Below are 14,454 nucleotides of genomic sequence, written 5' to 3' on the forward strand. Positions count from 1 at the left end.
CGGCGGCCGCTCGGCTTGATCCTGAGCACCGGCGGCACGCTGCTGCGGCGGGAGAGCTGCCTCGACGACGCCGACGCGGCGGGGCCGTTCGATCTCGGCTTCGGCCTTTCGGGCGGCGAGGATTTCGACTTCTTCGCCCGTCTCGACCGCGCCGGGCGGCGCTTCGTCTGGGCGCCCAGCTCGGTCGTGGTGGAATGGGTGCCCGCGTCGAGGCTCGAACCGGGCTATCGGATGCTGCGCGGCTACAGCGGCGGCCAGGTCTACGCCGCAGCGGTCATCAAGAACGCGCGCCGGCCCGCGCTCGCGGCGCTCGACCTGATGCTGCGCGGCCTCGCGCAGACCGCGCTCTACGGCGCGGCTTTCCTCGGCGCTGCGGCCTTCGGCGACCGCCATCGCCGCGCCTATCTCGCCGACCGCATGGCGTCGGGCGCGGGCAAGGCGCTGTGGTGGCGCAAGCTCGGCTTCTACGCCGTCGAGAACGCCGCCGGGCGGCGGGGTCGGGGCGAGGCATGAGCGCGCGGCGCGCGGCCTTCGCCTTTTGCGCCGCTCTGTTCGCGGGCGGCGCGGCCGGGGACGCCTCGACAGTCCGCGTCTGGTCTTCGGTCGCCGGTGCGCCCGACTGGTCGGCGGCGCCGGCGGGCGACCTTCTCGCGATCCACAATCCGTGGAACCACGGCGACCTCGCGCCCGGCGACCGGTTCGAGACCCGGCTGCGCCTCGCTGGCGCTTCGCCGGTCGCCTGGCTAGACGTCCTGACCGGCCCGCTCACGCTCGGCCGCGGGCTGCCGAAGGGCGCGCCGAGCCTGCTGCTCGGGGCGCAGTTCGACTATCGCAGTCCCGCCGATCCGTTCGCGGGCGCGCAGGGTCCGGGCCTCTCCCTGGCCGAGATCGAGGAGCTGTCGGTCCGGGTCGCCACCGAAGACCGTTCGGGGCCGGATGCCAGCTGGGCGAAGGCGATTCAGCTCTACGGCTTCTACGCGCCGCCGGGACCGGACTGGGGGGCGTCGATCGATCTCGACATCCAGATCCGCTTCGCCTCGCGCGACTTCCCCGCGCCGTCGTCGTTCAGCCCGAGCTACGCCGGCGACGTCGGCTTCGGCGGTCGGGAGTGGCGCGTCTTCGACGCGGCGCTGGCGGCGGACGCGCCCGAGCGGCGCTACTACATCTTCAAAGCCCTGTTCCCGCCCGAGACCCCGCTGCAGGTGGACCTTCGACCGTTTCTCGCCTGGATCGACCGGCGCGAGCGAAGTTTGCGCGCGCGTCCGGCGCCGGCGCGGTTTCCCGGCGTGTCCGTCTGGATCGAGCCCCGCGCGGGCGCGATCGACACCTCGATCGGGGACTTCGGCGTGAGGCTGAACGGCCGCGATTACGGCGCGCCCGCCAAGTGAGGCGGGCGACTGCGTCCTGGCGGCGGCCTTTCACAGCCCCCACGGCATGGGCTCGATCGGCGGGGCCGACGAGCGCACGGCATGGGGGAGCGCGAACCGCTCGGGGTGCTGGGCCGCCTCGGTGACTTCGCTCACATGGACGGCGAGTTCGGGCGACAGCCGGCAGGGCCGGTCCTCGCGGATCGCGTCGGCGAGCTCGCGGACGCCGCGCATGAAATCCATCGCCGGCATGCCGCGACCGGGCCGGAAGGGCGGGCGGCGCGCCGGCGCGAGCGTGCGCGCGGGCGTGTAGCCGAGACGGCGCTCGAGCAGCCGGCCTATGCGCGTCGTGGGCGTCGGCGCGAAGCGCACGGGCGAATCGTAGCGCCAGGGTTCGGCGACGCTCAGAACGCCGCCCTCGCCGATCAGCCGCAGACGGTGATCGTAGGGCGCGACCACGGAATTCGTCATCCGCGCGACCACGCCGCCGTCGAATTCGAGACAGGCGACGGACATGTCGGGCGCGGGATGGGGCAATGGCGGGTCGGTCGCCTTGTCGGGCATGCACAGATGCGCGAAGGCCGTCACCCGCCGCACCGGGCCGAACATCGCGACGAGCGCGGTGAGCGTGTAGCCCGCATGCTCGAAGGTGCAGCCGACCTCGAACTCGCCGCGCGCTGGCCAGGGCGCCCCGGAGCGGTTGCTCCAGTCGCGATAGGGCGCGCGATGCACCATGCCGTCGTCCATCTCGGCGTAGATCAGCCGGATCGGCCCCGCGACGCCGGCCCGCACCGCGCGCCACAGCGTCTGGACATGCTCGCCGAGCAGGTTGCAGGGCGCGCCGGCGAGGCGGAGCCCCGCCTCGCGCGCCGCCTGCGCCACCCGCTCCGCGCCCGCGGCGGTCATCGCCAGCGGTTTCTCGCTGTAGACGTGCTTGCCGGCGGCTAGGGCGCGCAGCGTCACCGCCTCGTGGTTCTCGGGATCGGTGAGGTTGACGACGATCTCGACGCCCGGATCGCCGAGCAGCGCGTCGAGATCGGGCGCGGCGCGAAAGCCCCAGAACCGGCTGTAGGCGTCCTGGCGCTCGGGCCGGCGATCGTGCACGCAGACGATCGCCAGCGCGTCGGCGTGCAGGCGCGCCGCGGCTGCGTAGCTGTCGGCGATGTAGCCGCAGCCGACGATCCCGAGCCCGGTCGGGGGCGATCCGTTCACGACCGCCCCCCGCAGGCGCTGGCGCCGATCAGATCAGGTCGAAGCTCATCTCGCCGTTCCACCACATCCCCTCGGTTCTGGACTGGCCGTAGGGATGCTTGTAGAGGCCGTCCGTTTCGGCTTCGTAACGCGCGCCGCCGGTCTGGATCCAGTCGATCCAGAGATTTCTGTCGACGCCGCCGCTCTGGCCGTCATTGTCGTAGATGATGTCGATCTTGTCCGGGGTCTGGCCGAAATATTTCACGACGTAGTCGCGGAAATGGGAGTCGTCGTTGGCGTCGACGGATTTGCGCGGGTTCGCGATGGCGAAGTCGGCGCGTTCGACGCCGTCGACGCGGACGGAGAAGGTCGGCGGCGTTCCCGGGGCGCCGGTTCCCGCGGCGCGCACCACGATCTCCTGCGCGCTCGCGCCGCCCGAGCTTCCACCCTTCGCACCGCCGCCGACGTCGAAGAGCATCTCGCCGTTCCACCACATCCCTTCGGTTCTGGACTGGCCGTAGGGATGCTTGTAGAGGCCGTCCGTTTCGGCTTCGTAGCGCGCGCCGCCGGTCTGGACCCAGTCGATCCAGAGGTTCTTGTCGACGCCGCCGACGGTTCCGTCGTTGAGGAACTTGATCGCGATCTTGTCCGGGGTCTGGCCGTAATATTTCACGACGTAGTCGCGGAAGTGGGAGTCGTCGTTGGCGTCGACGGATTTGCGCGGGTTGACGATGGAGAAGCCGTCGCGGCGCGCGCCGTCGACCCAGACGTCGAAGGCCGGCGCGTCGCCGGACAGGCCGGTTCCGGCGGCGCGGACCACGACGCTCTGCCAGCCCTCGCCGCCGCCCGTGGCCGGGGGGGCCGGCGCCGGAGTTGGCGCCGGAGTTGGGGTCGGAGTTGGCGTCGGTTCGGGGCTCGGCGTGGGGCTCGGCGCGTAGGCCGAGGGTCCGTAGGTGCGGCCGTCGAGTTCGAGGACGGGGGCGGAGACGGTGGCGTCGATGCGGCCGGAGATCGGCTCGATCCAGGAGGCGACCTGATAGAGCCAGAAGCCGGCGTCCTTGCGGCCGTATTCGGCGTTGTTGGAGACGCGGATGAACTCGATCAGCGCGTCGAGGTCGAGATCGTCGACGGCGACCGAGCTGGGGTCGAGGTCGAACTGGTAGTGGATGGCGTTGCCGTTGATGTAGCCGTTCTCCTCCCAGGCGACGTCGAACTTGTGCTTGCCGATCATCACGTCCTGGGCGTCGTAGCGCGGCTTGCCGCCGGGGTAGTTGACGGTGTCGAGGCGGATCTGGATGTCGAACATCTTGCCCGCGTAGCCGCCCCAGTTGTCGCCGGTGAAGCGCTCGTAGGTCATGTAAAGCTGGATGGCGCGGAAATACTCGCCGTTGGCGGAGGCGTTCTTCGCGCCGCCGACCGAGACGCTCATGTCGTCGATCCCGGCGGTGAACAGGCCGCGCTTGCCGTCGGAGGTGAACGGATTGACCCGCGACTCCAGATTGTAATGCGCGCCGATGATCATCGTCGGCGCACCCTTGGGCAGGCCCGATCCCCGCGTCAGCTCGCCCGTCACCCGCATCTCCGGCGGCTCGGTCGCCGACCCGTCCGACAACTCCACCCGAAGCCAGTCCCCCGACGCCATCCCACCCGCGTTCCACGGATTGGCGTACGCCACATACGCGTCGCCGGGATAAACCCAGTCGCCAGGCGCCGACGTCCGCGTCACGGTCCACACATAGGTCATTCTCACGCCCCGCACGACTGACTCTGCCGGACGCCAAACTCGCTTGGCATTGTTAATTTTTACATCTCAGACCGTGTTTGAGACGCGCCCTGCCGCGCGCCTGACGAAGGTTGCGATGGCGGCGATGGCGATGAGGGTCTCGGAGACGGCGGAGAGCTGCTCGCAGTCGCGGACGAGGCGTCGGCATTTCATGATCCACGCGAAGGTCCGCTCGACGACCCGGCGGAGGCGGATGACGACGAAGCCATTTCACCGGGTGGGCGTTTCACGATCTCCAGTGCGACATGGGTCTCGTCCTTATTCGGCTCTGTACGTTTTCGGCTTTACACGAGGGCCGCGGGGGGCGATGCGAGCCCCGCGTTCCCGACGACAGGAGCAGGGCATGAAGTTCCACCCCACGAGCCTCGCCGACGCGATGCTGATCGACATCGAGCCGCAGTGCGACGCGCGCGGCTTCTTCGCGCGGGTGTTCTGCGAGCGGGAGTTCGCCGAGCACGGGCTTGAGACGCGCTACGTCCAGGCCAATCACTCGCGCAACGTCCGGAAGGGCACGCTTAGAGGCATGCACTTCCAGAAGGCGCCGCATGGCGAGGTCAAGCTGGTGCGGGTCGTGAAGGGCGCGATCCACGACGTGATCATCGATCTGCGCCGGGACTCGCCCAGCTACGGCAAGTGGGAGGGCTTCGACCTAACCGCCGAGAGCGGTCGCCTTCTCTACGTCCCCGCAGGATTCGCGCACGGCTTCCAGACGCTTGAGGACGACTGCGACGTAACCTACATGATCTCGCACCCTTACACGCCGGGCGCGGAAGGCGGCGTGCGGTTCGACGACCCAGCCTTCGGCATAAGCTGGCCGCTGGCGGTCAGCGTGATCTCCGAAAAGGATTCGGCCTGGCCGTCGATAAGCGAAGAGTGAGTCCGGCATGCGCCGGACGTGGCTCTCAGGCGCCCTTCAGGCCGATCCCCTCATAGCGCGGCACGTCGGTCTTCGGCAGCATCCGCCGTCCGTCGATCACCAGCGGAGGATCGGTCCGATCCTTGAGCAGCGCGGGCAGCGCCTCGAACTGGGGCCACCGGGTCATCACGAGGATGGCCTCGGCCCCGTCGAGCGCCGCGGCGAGATCGTCGCGGAAGTCCACCGCCTCGCCGAAGATCTTCTCGGCCTCATGGCGGGCGATCGGGTCGTAGGCGGCGACTTTCGCGCCCTGTTCCAGAAGCCGCGCCGTGACCGGCAGGGAGGGGCTTTCGCGGATGTCGTCGGTGCCGGGCTTGAAGGCCATGCCGAGCACGGCGATCCGCCGGCCGGCGAGGTCGGGGCAATGGCGCGCGAGCATCTCGAGCATCTTGGCGGGCTGCGCCTCGTTGACCTCGATCACCGAGCGCAGCAGGCCCATCGGCGCGCCGGCCGCCTGGCCATAGGCGATCAGCGCCTTGACGTCTTTGGGAAAGCACGAGCCGCCGAAGCCGCAGCCGGCCGCCAGATAGGCGAGAGAGGACGGGCGCACCCTGCTCCCGTCGGGCATGACGGGCGAGAAGCGCTTGTCGAGATGGACGCCGGCCATCGCGTCGACCACGTCGACGCCGACCTTCGCGCAAAGATTGCCGATCTCGTTCGAGAAGGAGATCAGCGTCGCGAGAAGCGAATTCGCCGTGTACTTGATCATCTCCGCCGTGCGCGGGTCGGTGCGGATCTTGTCGACGTCGGGGAACGCGGCGTAGAGGTCTTCGAGCGCGGCGATGGCGCGGGCGTCGATCCCGCCGAGCACGATCCGGTCGGGCTCCATGAAGTCGGCGATCGCCTCGCCCTCCTTCAGGAATTCGGGGTTCATGCCGACGCCGAAATCGGGTCCCGCCCGCTTGCCCGACGCCGCCTGGAGGATCGGCAGCACGACGTCCTCGGTGGTTCCGGGCACGACGGTGCTCTTGACGACCACCATGTGGTAAGCGGGCTTGTCGCGGAGCGCCGCGCCGATCTCGGCGGCGACGGCGCGCACGTATTTCAGGTCGATCTCGGACCCGTCGAAGGGCGTGCCGACGGCGATCAGGGAGATCTCGGTGTCGCGCACTGCGGCGGCGAGATCGTCGGTCGCCCGGAGCGACCGGCCGACATGCGCCTTGAGCAGCTCCTCGAGGCCGAGTTCGTAGATCGGCGGGTCGCCCGCGTTGATGCGCGCGACCTTGACGCGGTCGAGGTCGACGCAGGTGACGTCATGCCCCTTCGCCGCGAGGCACACGCCCGAAACCAGGCCGACATAGCCCGTGCCGACGACCGAAACCCGCATGCTCACGCCTCCTCGGCCACCTGATTGCCGCTGTACCAGATCAGCGCCCTGGTCAGCCCTTCGTCGACGCCGATCGAGGGATCGTAGCCGAGCTCGGCGCGCGCCTTGGCGATCACCGGGCAGCGGCGGTTGGGATTGTCGACGAGATAGGCGCTCTCCTCGCTCTCGCGCCGGACCACGCGCCCCGCATAGCCGAAGCGCGCGCGGGCGATCTCGGTCACCTTGTCGGCGAGGGTCGCCATCGAGATCTCGGGCGCTTCGATGCCGATGTTGTAGGCCTCGCCCGGCCGGCCCCGCGTCATGATCCGGTAATAGCCCACGATCGCGTCGGCGATGTAGCAGAAGGTCCGGGTCGGCGCGCCGTCCGACAGCATCACGATGTCCCGGCCCGCGAAGATGTCGCGCGCGAAGTCCGGCAGAACCCGGCGGTCGGTGATCTTGAGGCCCGGGCCGTAATTGTTGAAGGGCCGGGCGATGGTGATCGGCAGGCCATGCGCGGCGGCGAAGTTGACGCAGAGCGTTTCGCCGTAGCGCTTGCTCTCGTCGTAGCAGGCGCGGGGCCCCGTGCAGGACACGTTGCCGCGATAGGTCTCGGGCGTGGGGATGTTCTCCGGCGTCGGGTCGCCGTAGATCTCGGAGGTCGAGTAGAACAGGAACCCGGTGAGCGGCTTGCCGGCCGCCTTCTGCGCGAGCGCGTAGTCGAGCAGGCGGCGCAGCCCGTTCACGTTCGCGTCCATCGTCTCGATCGGGTAGCGGCGGTAATAGGTCGGCGAGGCGATCGAGGCCGCATGGATCACAAAGTCCATGTCGCCGATGTCGTCGGGCAGGGGATCGGTGATGTCGTGGCGGCGCAGCGTCAGGTTCGGATCGCCCTCGAGCGCGGTCAGCCAGACGGGAACGCCGCGGATGTAGTTGTCGAAGACCGTCACGGAGATCGGGGCGGCGGCGCCGATCCGGTTCCAGTGAAGCGCCGATTGCACGAGATAGTAGCCGAGAAAGCCGCCTCCGCCGACGATCAGGAGGCGCTTCCCGGCCATGCCCGCGAAGTCCTCCGAGAGGCGTCGGGCGATATAGTCGAGATCGGCCTCGACGACGTCAGCAGCTGTTCGCATTGGCTCCCCACTTTGGCGGCGATGTCGGACGGCCCCGCGGCGTCCGGCGTCGCGTTCTCCGGTCCGGTCCCCCCGTCCCGGTCTTCTCCTCGCTGTCCGGACGAACGCTCAGGCGCGCCGGCTCATGCGACCCGATCGACGGCGCCGGCGGGAAAACGCGCGTCCTGCTCGGCGCGCAGCCGGCAGGCGAGGCTTTCCGCGGGCAGCTCGACGTCGTCATAGGTGAGCACCTGGTCCTTCGCGACATTCCGCTTGAGCCGCGCGCCCTCGGCGAGGCCGATGGGCAGCAGATTTTGCGCGCGCACGACGTCGTAGTTCTCGCACTGGCCGTAGGTCATGTACCAGCCGAGCCCGTCCAGCACGGCCCCCGCCTCCAGGTCGATCTTGGCGGTCGCCACCACGTCCACGACCGGTCCCGCCCTGGGCGCGATCACCCGATCGCCGAACAGCGCGACGCGCGCCACCGAGAGCGGCACTTCGAAGATCGTCAGGTGATAGGGCACGTAGAAGCTGTAGAGCGGCCCTTTCCCGAGTTTGCCGTAATCGAGATAATGCGCCTGCGTCTTCTCATGCGCTTCGGCGAAGACGTAGACGCCGGGCGAGGGCAGGGCGCCCACCACATATTCGACGATCCCGCCGAGCGCGCGCAGCTCGTCGAGATCGTACATCGCGAGCAGGTCGTCGACATGGCCGCGATGCTCGAGGCCGATCATGCCGCGCCGCGCGACCTTCATGCCGGTCGCGTTGGCGACGATCGCCTGCTCGAACGAGATCTTCGTGCCGTCCGCGAAGCTCGTCACCATATGCGGCGTCTGGCCCCACTGCTTCGCGAAGCCCGCCTGCGTGGTCGGGTTGCGGTAGCGGTCCTGCAGGCCCTTGATGTTGCCCGCGACCCTCGGCGTGAGCCCGATGCTCTCGACGAAGCGCAGAAGGTTGAGCTGCACGCCGGGCTGATCGCCGTCGCAGCCCGTGAGGATGACGCCGGCGCGCTCGGCGCGCTCCTTCAGGAGGGGGCCGACGGTTCCGTCGAGCTCGGCGTTCATCAGGATCATGTGCTTGCCATGCTCGATCGCCAGCACGGTCACGCGCGCGCCGTACTCGACATGGCCCGTCGCCTCGACCAGCGCCTCGACGCCCTCCGCGGCGGCCGGCACCGCCGGATCGGCGGTGACGGCGAAGAGGCCCCGCGCCATCGCGTCCTGAAGCTCGCCGGGCGTGCGCACCTCGACGATCGACTCGCGCGGCGCGCCGAAATCTTCGTAGGCTGCGATCGCGGCTGCGACGGAGCGGTTGCAGATCACCGCGAGGCGCATGCCGGGCGTGTAGTTGAGAACCTGGTTCGCGATCCCGCGCCCCATGAAGCCCGCCCCGTACATGCCGAACTGCACGGGTTTTCCCGCGGCGCCGCGAGCGCGCAGGGCGGTGTCGACGATGATCATCGCGCTGTCGCCTTCGGCGCGGCGCCAATGTCATCCGCGACGACGGGCCTGTCCCAGATCTTCCACTTCGCCTCGCCGCTGTCCCACATCTCCTGAAGCACGTGCTTGTCGCGCAGCGTGTCCATGTTCTGCCAGAACCCGGTGTGGTGGTAGACGGCGAGTTCGCCCTCGGCCACCAGCCGGTGCAACGGCTCCTGCTCCCAGACTGTCGCGTCGCCCTCGACATAGTCGATGACGCTCGGCTCGCAGACAAAGAAGCCGCCGTTGATCAGATGGCCGTCCACAGCGCTCTTCTCGCGGAATCCCTTCACGCGCGCGCTCTCGGCGGCGAAGTCGAGCGCGCCGAAGCGGCCGGGCAGCCGCACCGCGGTCACCGTCGCCTTGGCGCCTTCCTTGCGGTGGAAGGCGATCAGCGCCTGGATGTCGATGTCGGACACGCCGTCGCCGTAAGTCAGGCAGAAGGACTCGTCGCCGAGATAGTCGCGCACGCGCTTGAGCCGCCCGCCGGTCATGGTCTCAAGCCCGGTGTCGGCGAGTGTGACGCGCCAGGGCTCGGTGGCGACGCGCCGCACTTCGACGGCGTTGGTTCGCAGGTCGATCGTGATGTCGTTGGAGCGATGGAATAAGTCCAAGAAGTACTTCTTGATCATGTGGCCCTTGTAGCCGCAGCAGATCACGAAATCGTTCAGACCGTGGGCCGAGTAGATCTTCATGATGTGCCAGAGGATCGGCATTGAGCCGATCTCAACAAGCGGCTTGGGGATGGTGACGGTCTCTTCGCTGATGCGCGTGCCGTAACCGCCGGCGAAAATCACGACTTTCATGTATCACCTTTGCTCACGCGAACACGCCGTCGACACACGACCTACTTCCTCATCCGGGGAGGGCGCCGCAACCTCGGTGCGCGGGCCGCTGACCTCCTCCTTCTTGGGATGCGCCCATATCACGAAAGCATGGGAAGATTGCACGCGATTTATTGGTCGCTGCGCGCGCGAAACGGGCGATGACCTTTTGGCAACGCCCCGAGAGCGCGGTTCGCGGCCGTCTCAGGCCGGCGAGCCCCTGCGCCCGAAGCTGGTCGGCGAAGGCGCGCTCCTGCGCTGCAATCCGTCGGAGCCAAGTCGGGAAGGGGGAGCCCAGCGCGCGCCCGGCGCAGGATCGGCCTCACCGAAGAACGGCGAGGCCACGTGCGGGGACGACGCCCCAGCGAGGCGGCGCAGCGCGAGTTCGACCTCCATGCGCGCGTCTGCGACGTCGGGAACTGCGGCCCTGACGCGATCTACATGCCATTTCCGCGCCCCGATGCTCTGCGCCACCGCACAGAGCGACCCGGCCCATGCGTCGAGGGCCCCGCCGGAGCGCTGATGAGCGCGCTCGGCGCCGGCGACTGATGCGGGAAAGCCGCAGCCCCCCTCATTGAGCTGGGCGCAGGATTGCATGTGCGAAGACCTTGGCGCATCAGTCCCCGCAGTTCCCGAAGGGCGAATTCGCAAATCGCCGCCGTTGTTTACGTGCAGGAGTGAGTCATGTCGGCCGTCGCCCCGAACACCATGCGCATCAGCGAGCTCTACGTCTCGGCCGACAGCGCGGCCAAGCTCAAGCACCATGCAGCCGAACTTCCGAGCTGGGATCTCACCGCCCGCCAGCTCTGCGACATCGAGCTGCTGATGAACGGCGGCTTCAACCCGCTGACCGGCTTTATCTCCGAAGCCGATTACGACGGCGTGGTCGAGAACATGCGCCTCGCCGACGGGTCGCTCTGGCCGATGCCGGTCACGCTCGATGTCTCCCAGGCCTTCGCCGACACGGTCGCGCCGGGTCAGGACATCGCGCTGCGCGACCCCGAGGGGGTGATCCTCGCGATCCTGTCGATCACCGACAAATGGTCGCCCGACAAGCGCCGGGAAGCCGAGCGCGTGTTCGGCGCCGACGACCGCGCCCATCCGGCGGTCGCCTATCTGCACGACAAGGCCGGCCCGGTCTATCTCGGCGGCCCGATCATCGGCATCACGCCCCCGACCCATTACGACTACCGCGCGCGCCGCGACACGCCCAACGAGCTGCGCGCCTTCTTCCGCAAGATGGGCTGGCGCAAGATCGTCGCGTTCCAGACGCGCAACCCGCTGCACCGCGCCCATCAGGAGCTGACCTTCCGCGCCGCCAAGGAGACGCAGGCCAACCTGCTGATCCACCCGGTCGTCGGCATGACCAAGCCGGGCGACATCGACCATTTCACCCGCGTGCGCTGCTACGAGGCGGTGCTCGACAAGTACCCGACTTCGACCACGCATCTGTCGCTGCTCAACCTCGCCATGCGCATGGGCGGCCCGCGCGAGGCGGTCTGGCACGGGCTGATCCGCCGCAATCACGGCGTCACCCACATGATCGTCGGCCGCGATCACGCCGGCCCCGGCAAGAACAGCCAGGGCCAGGACTTCTACGACCCCTACGCGGCGCAGGAGCTGTTCCGCGAGCACGAGGCCGAGATCGGCGTCGCGATGGTCGACTTCAAGCAGATGGTCTACGTGCAGGAGAAGGCGCAGTACGAGCCGCGCGACGAGGTCGAGGCGGGGATGACCATCCTCGACATCTCCGGCACCGAGCTGCGCCGCCGCCTGCGCGAGGGGCTGGAGATCCCCGACTGGTTCTCCTTCCCCGAAGTCGTCGCCGAGCTGCGCCGCACCTCGCCGCCGCGCTCGCAGCAGGGCTTCACGGTGTTCTTCACCGGCCTGTCGGGCTCGGGCAAGTCGACCATCGCCAACGCGCTGATGGTCAAGCTGATGGAGCTGGGCGGCCGTCCGGTGACGCTGCTCGACGGCGACGTGGTGCGCAAGCATCTCTCCTCGGAGCTGGGCTTCTCCAAGGAGCACCGCGACGTCAACATCCGCCGCATCGGTTATGTCGCCTCCGAGATCACCAAGAACGCCGGCATCGCCATCTGCGCCCCGATCGCGCCCTATGCGGGCACGCGCGCCGACGTCCGGGCGATGATCGAGCAGTACGGCGTGTTCGTGGAGGTCCATGTCGCCACGCCGCTCGAGGAATGCGAGAAGCGCGACCGCAAGGGGCTCTACAAGCTCGCCCGCGAAGGCAAGATCAAGGAGTTCACCGGCATCTCCGACCCCTACGAGACGCCCGTCAACCCGGAGCTGCGCGTCGAGACCGTCAGCGTCACCCCCGACGATTGCGCGCAGGAGGTGATGCTCAAGCTCGAAGCCCTCGGGCTGCTGGGCTGAGGGCGGGGAGATGCGCGACGCCGCGATGGAGACCACGCTGCGCCGCCTCGCGATCGAGGCGGGGCGGGCGATCATGGAGATCTATGGCCGGGCCGATTTCGAGACCCGCGCCAAGGCCGACGACAGCCCGGTGACCGAAGCCGATCTCGCCGCCGACCGGATCATCGTCGCGGGGCTCGAGGCGGCTTATCCCGCGATCCCCGTGGTGACCGAGGAGCGCGCCGCGAGCCATGTGGCGTCCGAGGGCGCGCATTTCCTCGTCGACCCGCTCGACGGCACCAAGGAGTTCGTGCAGCGTCGCGGCGACTTCACGGTCAACATCGCGCTGATCGAGGGCGGCGCGCCCGTCGCCGGCGTGGTCTACGCGCCGGCGGTCGGACGGCTGTTCCGCACGGCGGCGGGCGGCGGCGCGGTCGAGGAGACCGGCGATTTCGCACCCGAGGCCGAAGGTCCGGCGCGCCCGATCGCCGCCGCCGCGCCCGACAACCGCGCCTTGCGCGTCGTCGCCTCGAAATCGCACCGCGACGCCGCGACCGACGCCTGGATCGCCCGCTACGCCGTCGCCGACTTCAAGAGCGCGGGCTCCTCGCTCAAATTCTGTCTGGTCGCGACCGGCGAGGCCGACCTCTACCCCCGGCTCGGCCCGACCATGGAATGGGACACCGCGGCCGGCGAGGCGGTGCTGCGCGCGGCGGGCGGCGCGGTGGTCGAGTTCGAAAGCCGCGCACCGATGCGCTACGGTCGCGCCGGTCGGCGCAACCCGTTCTTCATCGCCTACGCGCCGGGGGTCGATCTCGCCCGCGGATGAGCGCCGCGGCGAACTGCGCCGATGGCTCGCCCTGAGGCCAGGGAAAATTGAACTGATGCGGTGGATGCGCCCATCCGGCCGAGTTCGGGCTCGCGGCGCGTCAGCAGCACGGGAATGCCTTGCGAGTCGGGACTTTCGCTGTCGGGGAGGTTCCGGCGAGGTTGGCGAGCGCTCCGGCGAGCGGGCCGAGGTCGGGTCGCACTCCGAGCAGCCGGGGGCGGCGGGGACGTAGAGCAGATCGGCGGCGAAGACCGCGTTCATCGACTGGCGCCCGATTGCGGGAGGCGCGATCGCACAGGATCAGGTCGCAGGCGTCGTCGGGCGGGACGTCGGTCGACTTGTCGGCCCTGCCCTTGAAGTTGGCGCGCGCGGCGCGTTCACCTCGTCGAGGCTGAACCAGCGCCTGGCCGCCCTCGGGCTCGAGCTCGCCCGCAGGCGGCGCGGGGTCGGCGGCGCGCTTGCCGGGGAAGGTCGACTGGTCCGCCGCGACGATCATTTCGGCGACTTTGCAGGACAAGAAGCGCCGCAGCGTCTTGGCGCCTGTGGGCGAGAAGGTCTTGCGGCGGATGTGGGACCGCATGCGAGGCTGCGCCGCCCGCATGGCGGCGAGGTCTCGATGGTCGAACATCGTCTCTCCGGACGTTCTTTCGGCCTCGCCGGAAATCTACGCCGAATTGGCCCGATCGCGAAGCGCGAGAGATCGGGCGCGACAGCGCGCCGGACGTTGTCGGGGGCCCGTCTACGAGAGCGAGCAAGCCGGCGGCGGGGCGCGGCGTCAGACCGTCTGGTCGTAGGCGCCGACCGCCGGCTCCTCGCGGATCACCGCGTCGAGCGCGTGGAAGATCGCGCGCATCTCGTCCTCCGAATGCGGGCTCTCGCAGACGACGACCAGATTGGGCGTGTTGGAGGACGGCCGCACCAGCGCCCAGGCGCCGCCCGCGAGTTGCGCGCGCGCGCCGTTCACGGTCACGACGCCCTCGATCGGCAGGCCCGCGAGCGACTCGCCCGCCACCGCCATCGCCTCGAGCCGCGCCGTCAGCCGCGCGGCCACGCCGTATTTCTCCGCGTCGGGACAGAAGGGCGACATGGTGGGCGTCGACCAGGTGCGGGGGAGGGCGCGGCGCAGGTCCGACATCGACGCCTCGGGGTGGCGGTCGAGCATCCGGCAGATCTCGACGGCGACACGCATCCCGCAATCGTAGCCGCGGCCGATCGGCGGGGCGAGGAAGTAGTGGCCCGACTTCTCGAAGCCCGCGAGCGCGCCGAGCGCCTTCA

At 69.3% G+C, this 14,454-nt stretch carries 14 protein-coding genes and 1 pseudogene; 6 read left to right on the forward strand and 9 right to left on the reverse strand.

Annotation, left to right across the window (positions count from 1 at the left end; genetic code table 11):
• On the forward strand, positions 1–513 hold a 513-nt coding region (locus V7Q31_RS14035; RefSeq protein WP_442976582.1), incomplete at its 5' end, for a glycosyltransferase family 2 protein.
• Positions 510–1,388, forward strand: coding sequence for a hypothetical protein (locus V7Q31_RS14040; RefSeq protein ID WP_333834489.1), 879 nt, complete (start codon positions 510–512; stop codon positions 1,386–1,388). The genes V7Q31_RS14035 and V7Q31_RS14040, both read left to right, overlap by 4 nt.
• 30 nt (positions 1,389–1,418) lie before the next feature.
• On the opposite strand, the gene V7Q31_RS14045 is transcribed toward V7Q31_RS14040, so the two are convergent.
• From V7Q31_RS14045 to V7Q31_RS14055, 3 genes are all read right to left on the reverse strand, one after another.
• Entirely contained in the window at positions 1,419–2,579 is a 1,161-nt protein-coding gene (locus tag V7Q31_RS14045) for a Gfo/Idh/MocA family protein (protein ID WP_333834490.1), read from the reverse strand.
• Between the two features lie 28 nt (positions 2,580–2,607).
• Positions 2,608–4,302 carry a carbohydrate-binding domain-containing protein gene (locus V7Q31_RS14050; protein ID WP_333834491.1) on the reverse strand — a complete coding sequence of 565 codons (1,695 nt, stop codon included), beginning with the start codon at positions 4,300–4,302 and terminating at the stop codon, positions 2,608–2,610.
• A gap of 66 nt (positions 4,303–4,368) precedes the next feature.
• Complete coding sequence (locus tag V7Q31_RS14055) at positions 4,369–4,536, reverse strand: transposase (RefSeq protein ID WP_333834501.1); 168 nt, start codon at positions 4,534–4,536, stop codon at positions 4,369–4,371.
• A 148-nt stretch (positions 4,537–4,684) separates the two neighbouring features.
• Here V7Q31_RS14055 and rfbC point away from each other — a divergent pair, with 148 nt between their 5' ends.
• Positions 4,685–5,218, forward strand: a complete 534-nt coding sequence (gene rfbC, locus V7Q31_RS14060) for a dTDP-4-dehydrorhamnose 3,5-epimerase (protein ID WP_333834492.1) — start codon at positions 4,685–4,687, stop codon at positions 5,216–5,218.
• Between the two features lie 25 nt (positions 5,219–5,243).
• Here the strand turns inward: rfbC and V7Q31_RS14065 are convergent, their stop codons facing one another.
• From V7Q31_RS14065 to rfbF, 4 genes are all read right to left on the reverse strand, one after another.
• Positions 5,244–6,584 (reverse strand): UDP-glucose dehydrogenase family protein, encoded by a 1,341-nt coding sequence (locus V7Q31_RS14065; RefSeq protein WP_333834493.1) that lies wholly within the window; start codon positions 6,582–6,584, stop codon positions 5,244–5,246.
• Between the two features lie 2 nt (positions 6,585–6,586).
• The gene (locus V7Q31_RS14070) at positions 6,587–7,696 is read right to left on the reverse strand and encodes an NAD-dependent epimerase/dehydratase family protein (protein WP_333834494.1); all 1,110 of its coding nucleotides are present in this window, start codon (positions 7,694–7,696) and stop codon (positions 6,587–6,589) included.
• 122 nt (positions 7,697–7,818) lie between these two features.
• Positions 7,819–9,135, reverse strand: coding sequence for an NAD(P)H-dependent oxidoreductase (locus tag V7Q31_RS14075; protein WP_333834495.1), 1,317 nt, complete (start codon positions 9,133–9,135; stop codon positions 7,819–7,821).
• The gene (gene rfbF, locus V7Q31_RS14080) at positions 9,132–9,959 is read right to left on the reverse strand and encodes a glucose-1-phosphate cytidylyltransferase (RefSeq protein ID WP_333834496.1); all 828 of its coding nucleotides are present in this window, start codon (positions 9,957–9,959) and stop codon (positions 9,132–9,134) included. The genes V7Q31_RS14075 and rfbF overlap by 4 nt, the downstream gene beginning before the upstream one ends.
• Before the next feature lie 363 nt (positions 9,960–10,322).
• Between rfbF and V7Q31_RS14085 the strand changes: the two genes are divergently transcribed.
• The 3 genes from V7Q31_RS14085 (at position 10,323) to cysQ (ending at position 13,179) form a co-directional block, all read left to right on the forward strand.
• Positions 10,323–10,526 (forward strand): hypothetical protein, encoded by a 204-nt coding sequence (locus V7Q31_RS14085; protein WP_333834497.1) that lies wholly within the window; start codon positions 10,323–10,325, stop codon positions 10,524–10,526.
• A 135-nt stretch (positions 10,527–10,661) separates the two neighbouring features.
• Entirely contained in the window at positions 10,662–12,371 is a 1,710-nt protein-coding gene (locus tag V7Q31_RS14090; RefSeq protein ID WP_333834498.1) for a bifunctional sulfate adenylyltransferase/adenylylsulfate kinase, read from the forward strand.
• A gap of 10 nt (positions 12,372–12,381) precedes the next feature.
• The gene (gene cysQ, locus V7Q31_RS14095) at positions 12,382–13,179 is read left to right on the forward strand and encodes a 3'(2'),5'-bisphosphate nucleotidase CysQ (protein ID WP_333834499.1); all 798 of its coding nucleotides are present in this window, start codon (positions 12,382–12,384) and stop codon (positions 13,177–13,179) included.
• Between the two features lie 100 nt (positions 13,180–13,279).
• Here cysQ and V7Q31_RS14100 read toward each other — a convergent pair whose 3' ends face one another.
• Complete coding sequence (locus V7Q31_RS14100; protein ID WP_333834500.1) at positions 13,280–13,807, reverse strand: hypothetical protein; 528 nt, start codon at positions 13,805–13,807, stop codon at positions 13,280–13,282.
• A 147-nt stretch (positions 13,808–13,954) separates the two neighbouring features.
• Positions 13,955–14,454 (reverse strand): annotated as a pseudogene (locus V7Q31_RS14105) (phosphomannomutase/phosphoglucomutase); the annotation flags it as partial.

Source organism: Rubrimonas sp. (assembly GCF_036788415.1).
Lineage (GTDB): Bacteria > Pseudomonadota > Alphaproteobacteria > Rhodobacterales > Rhodobacteraceae > Rubrimonas.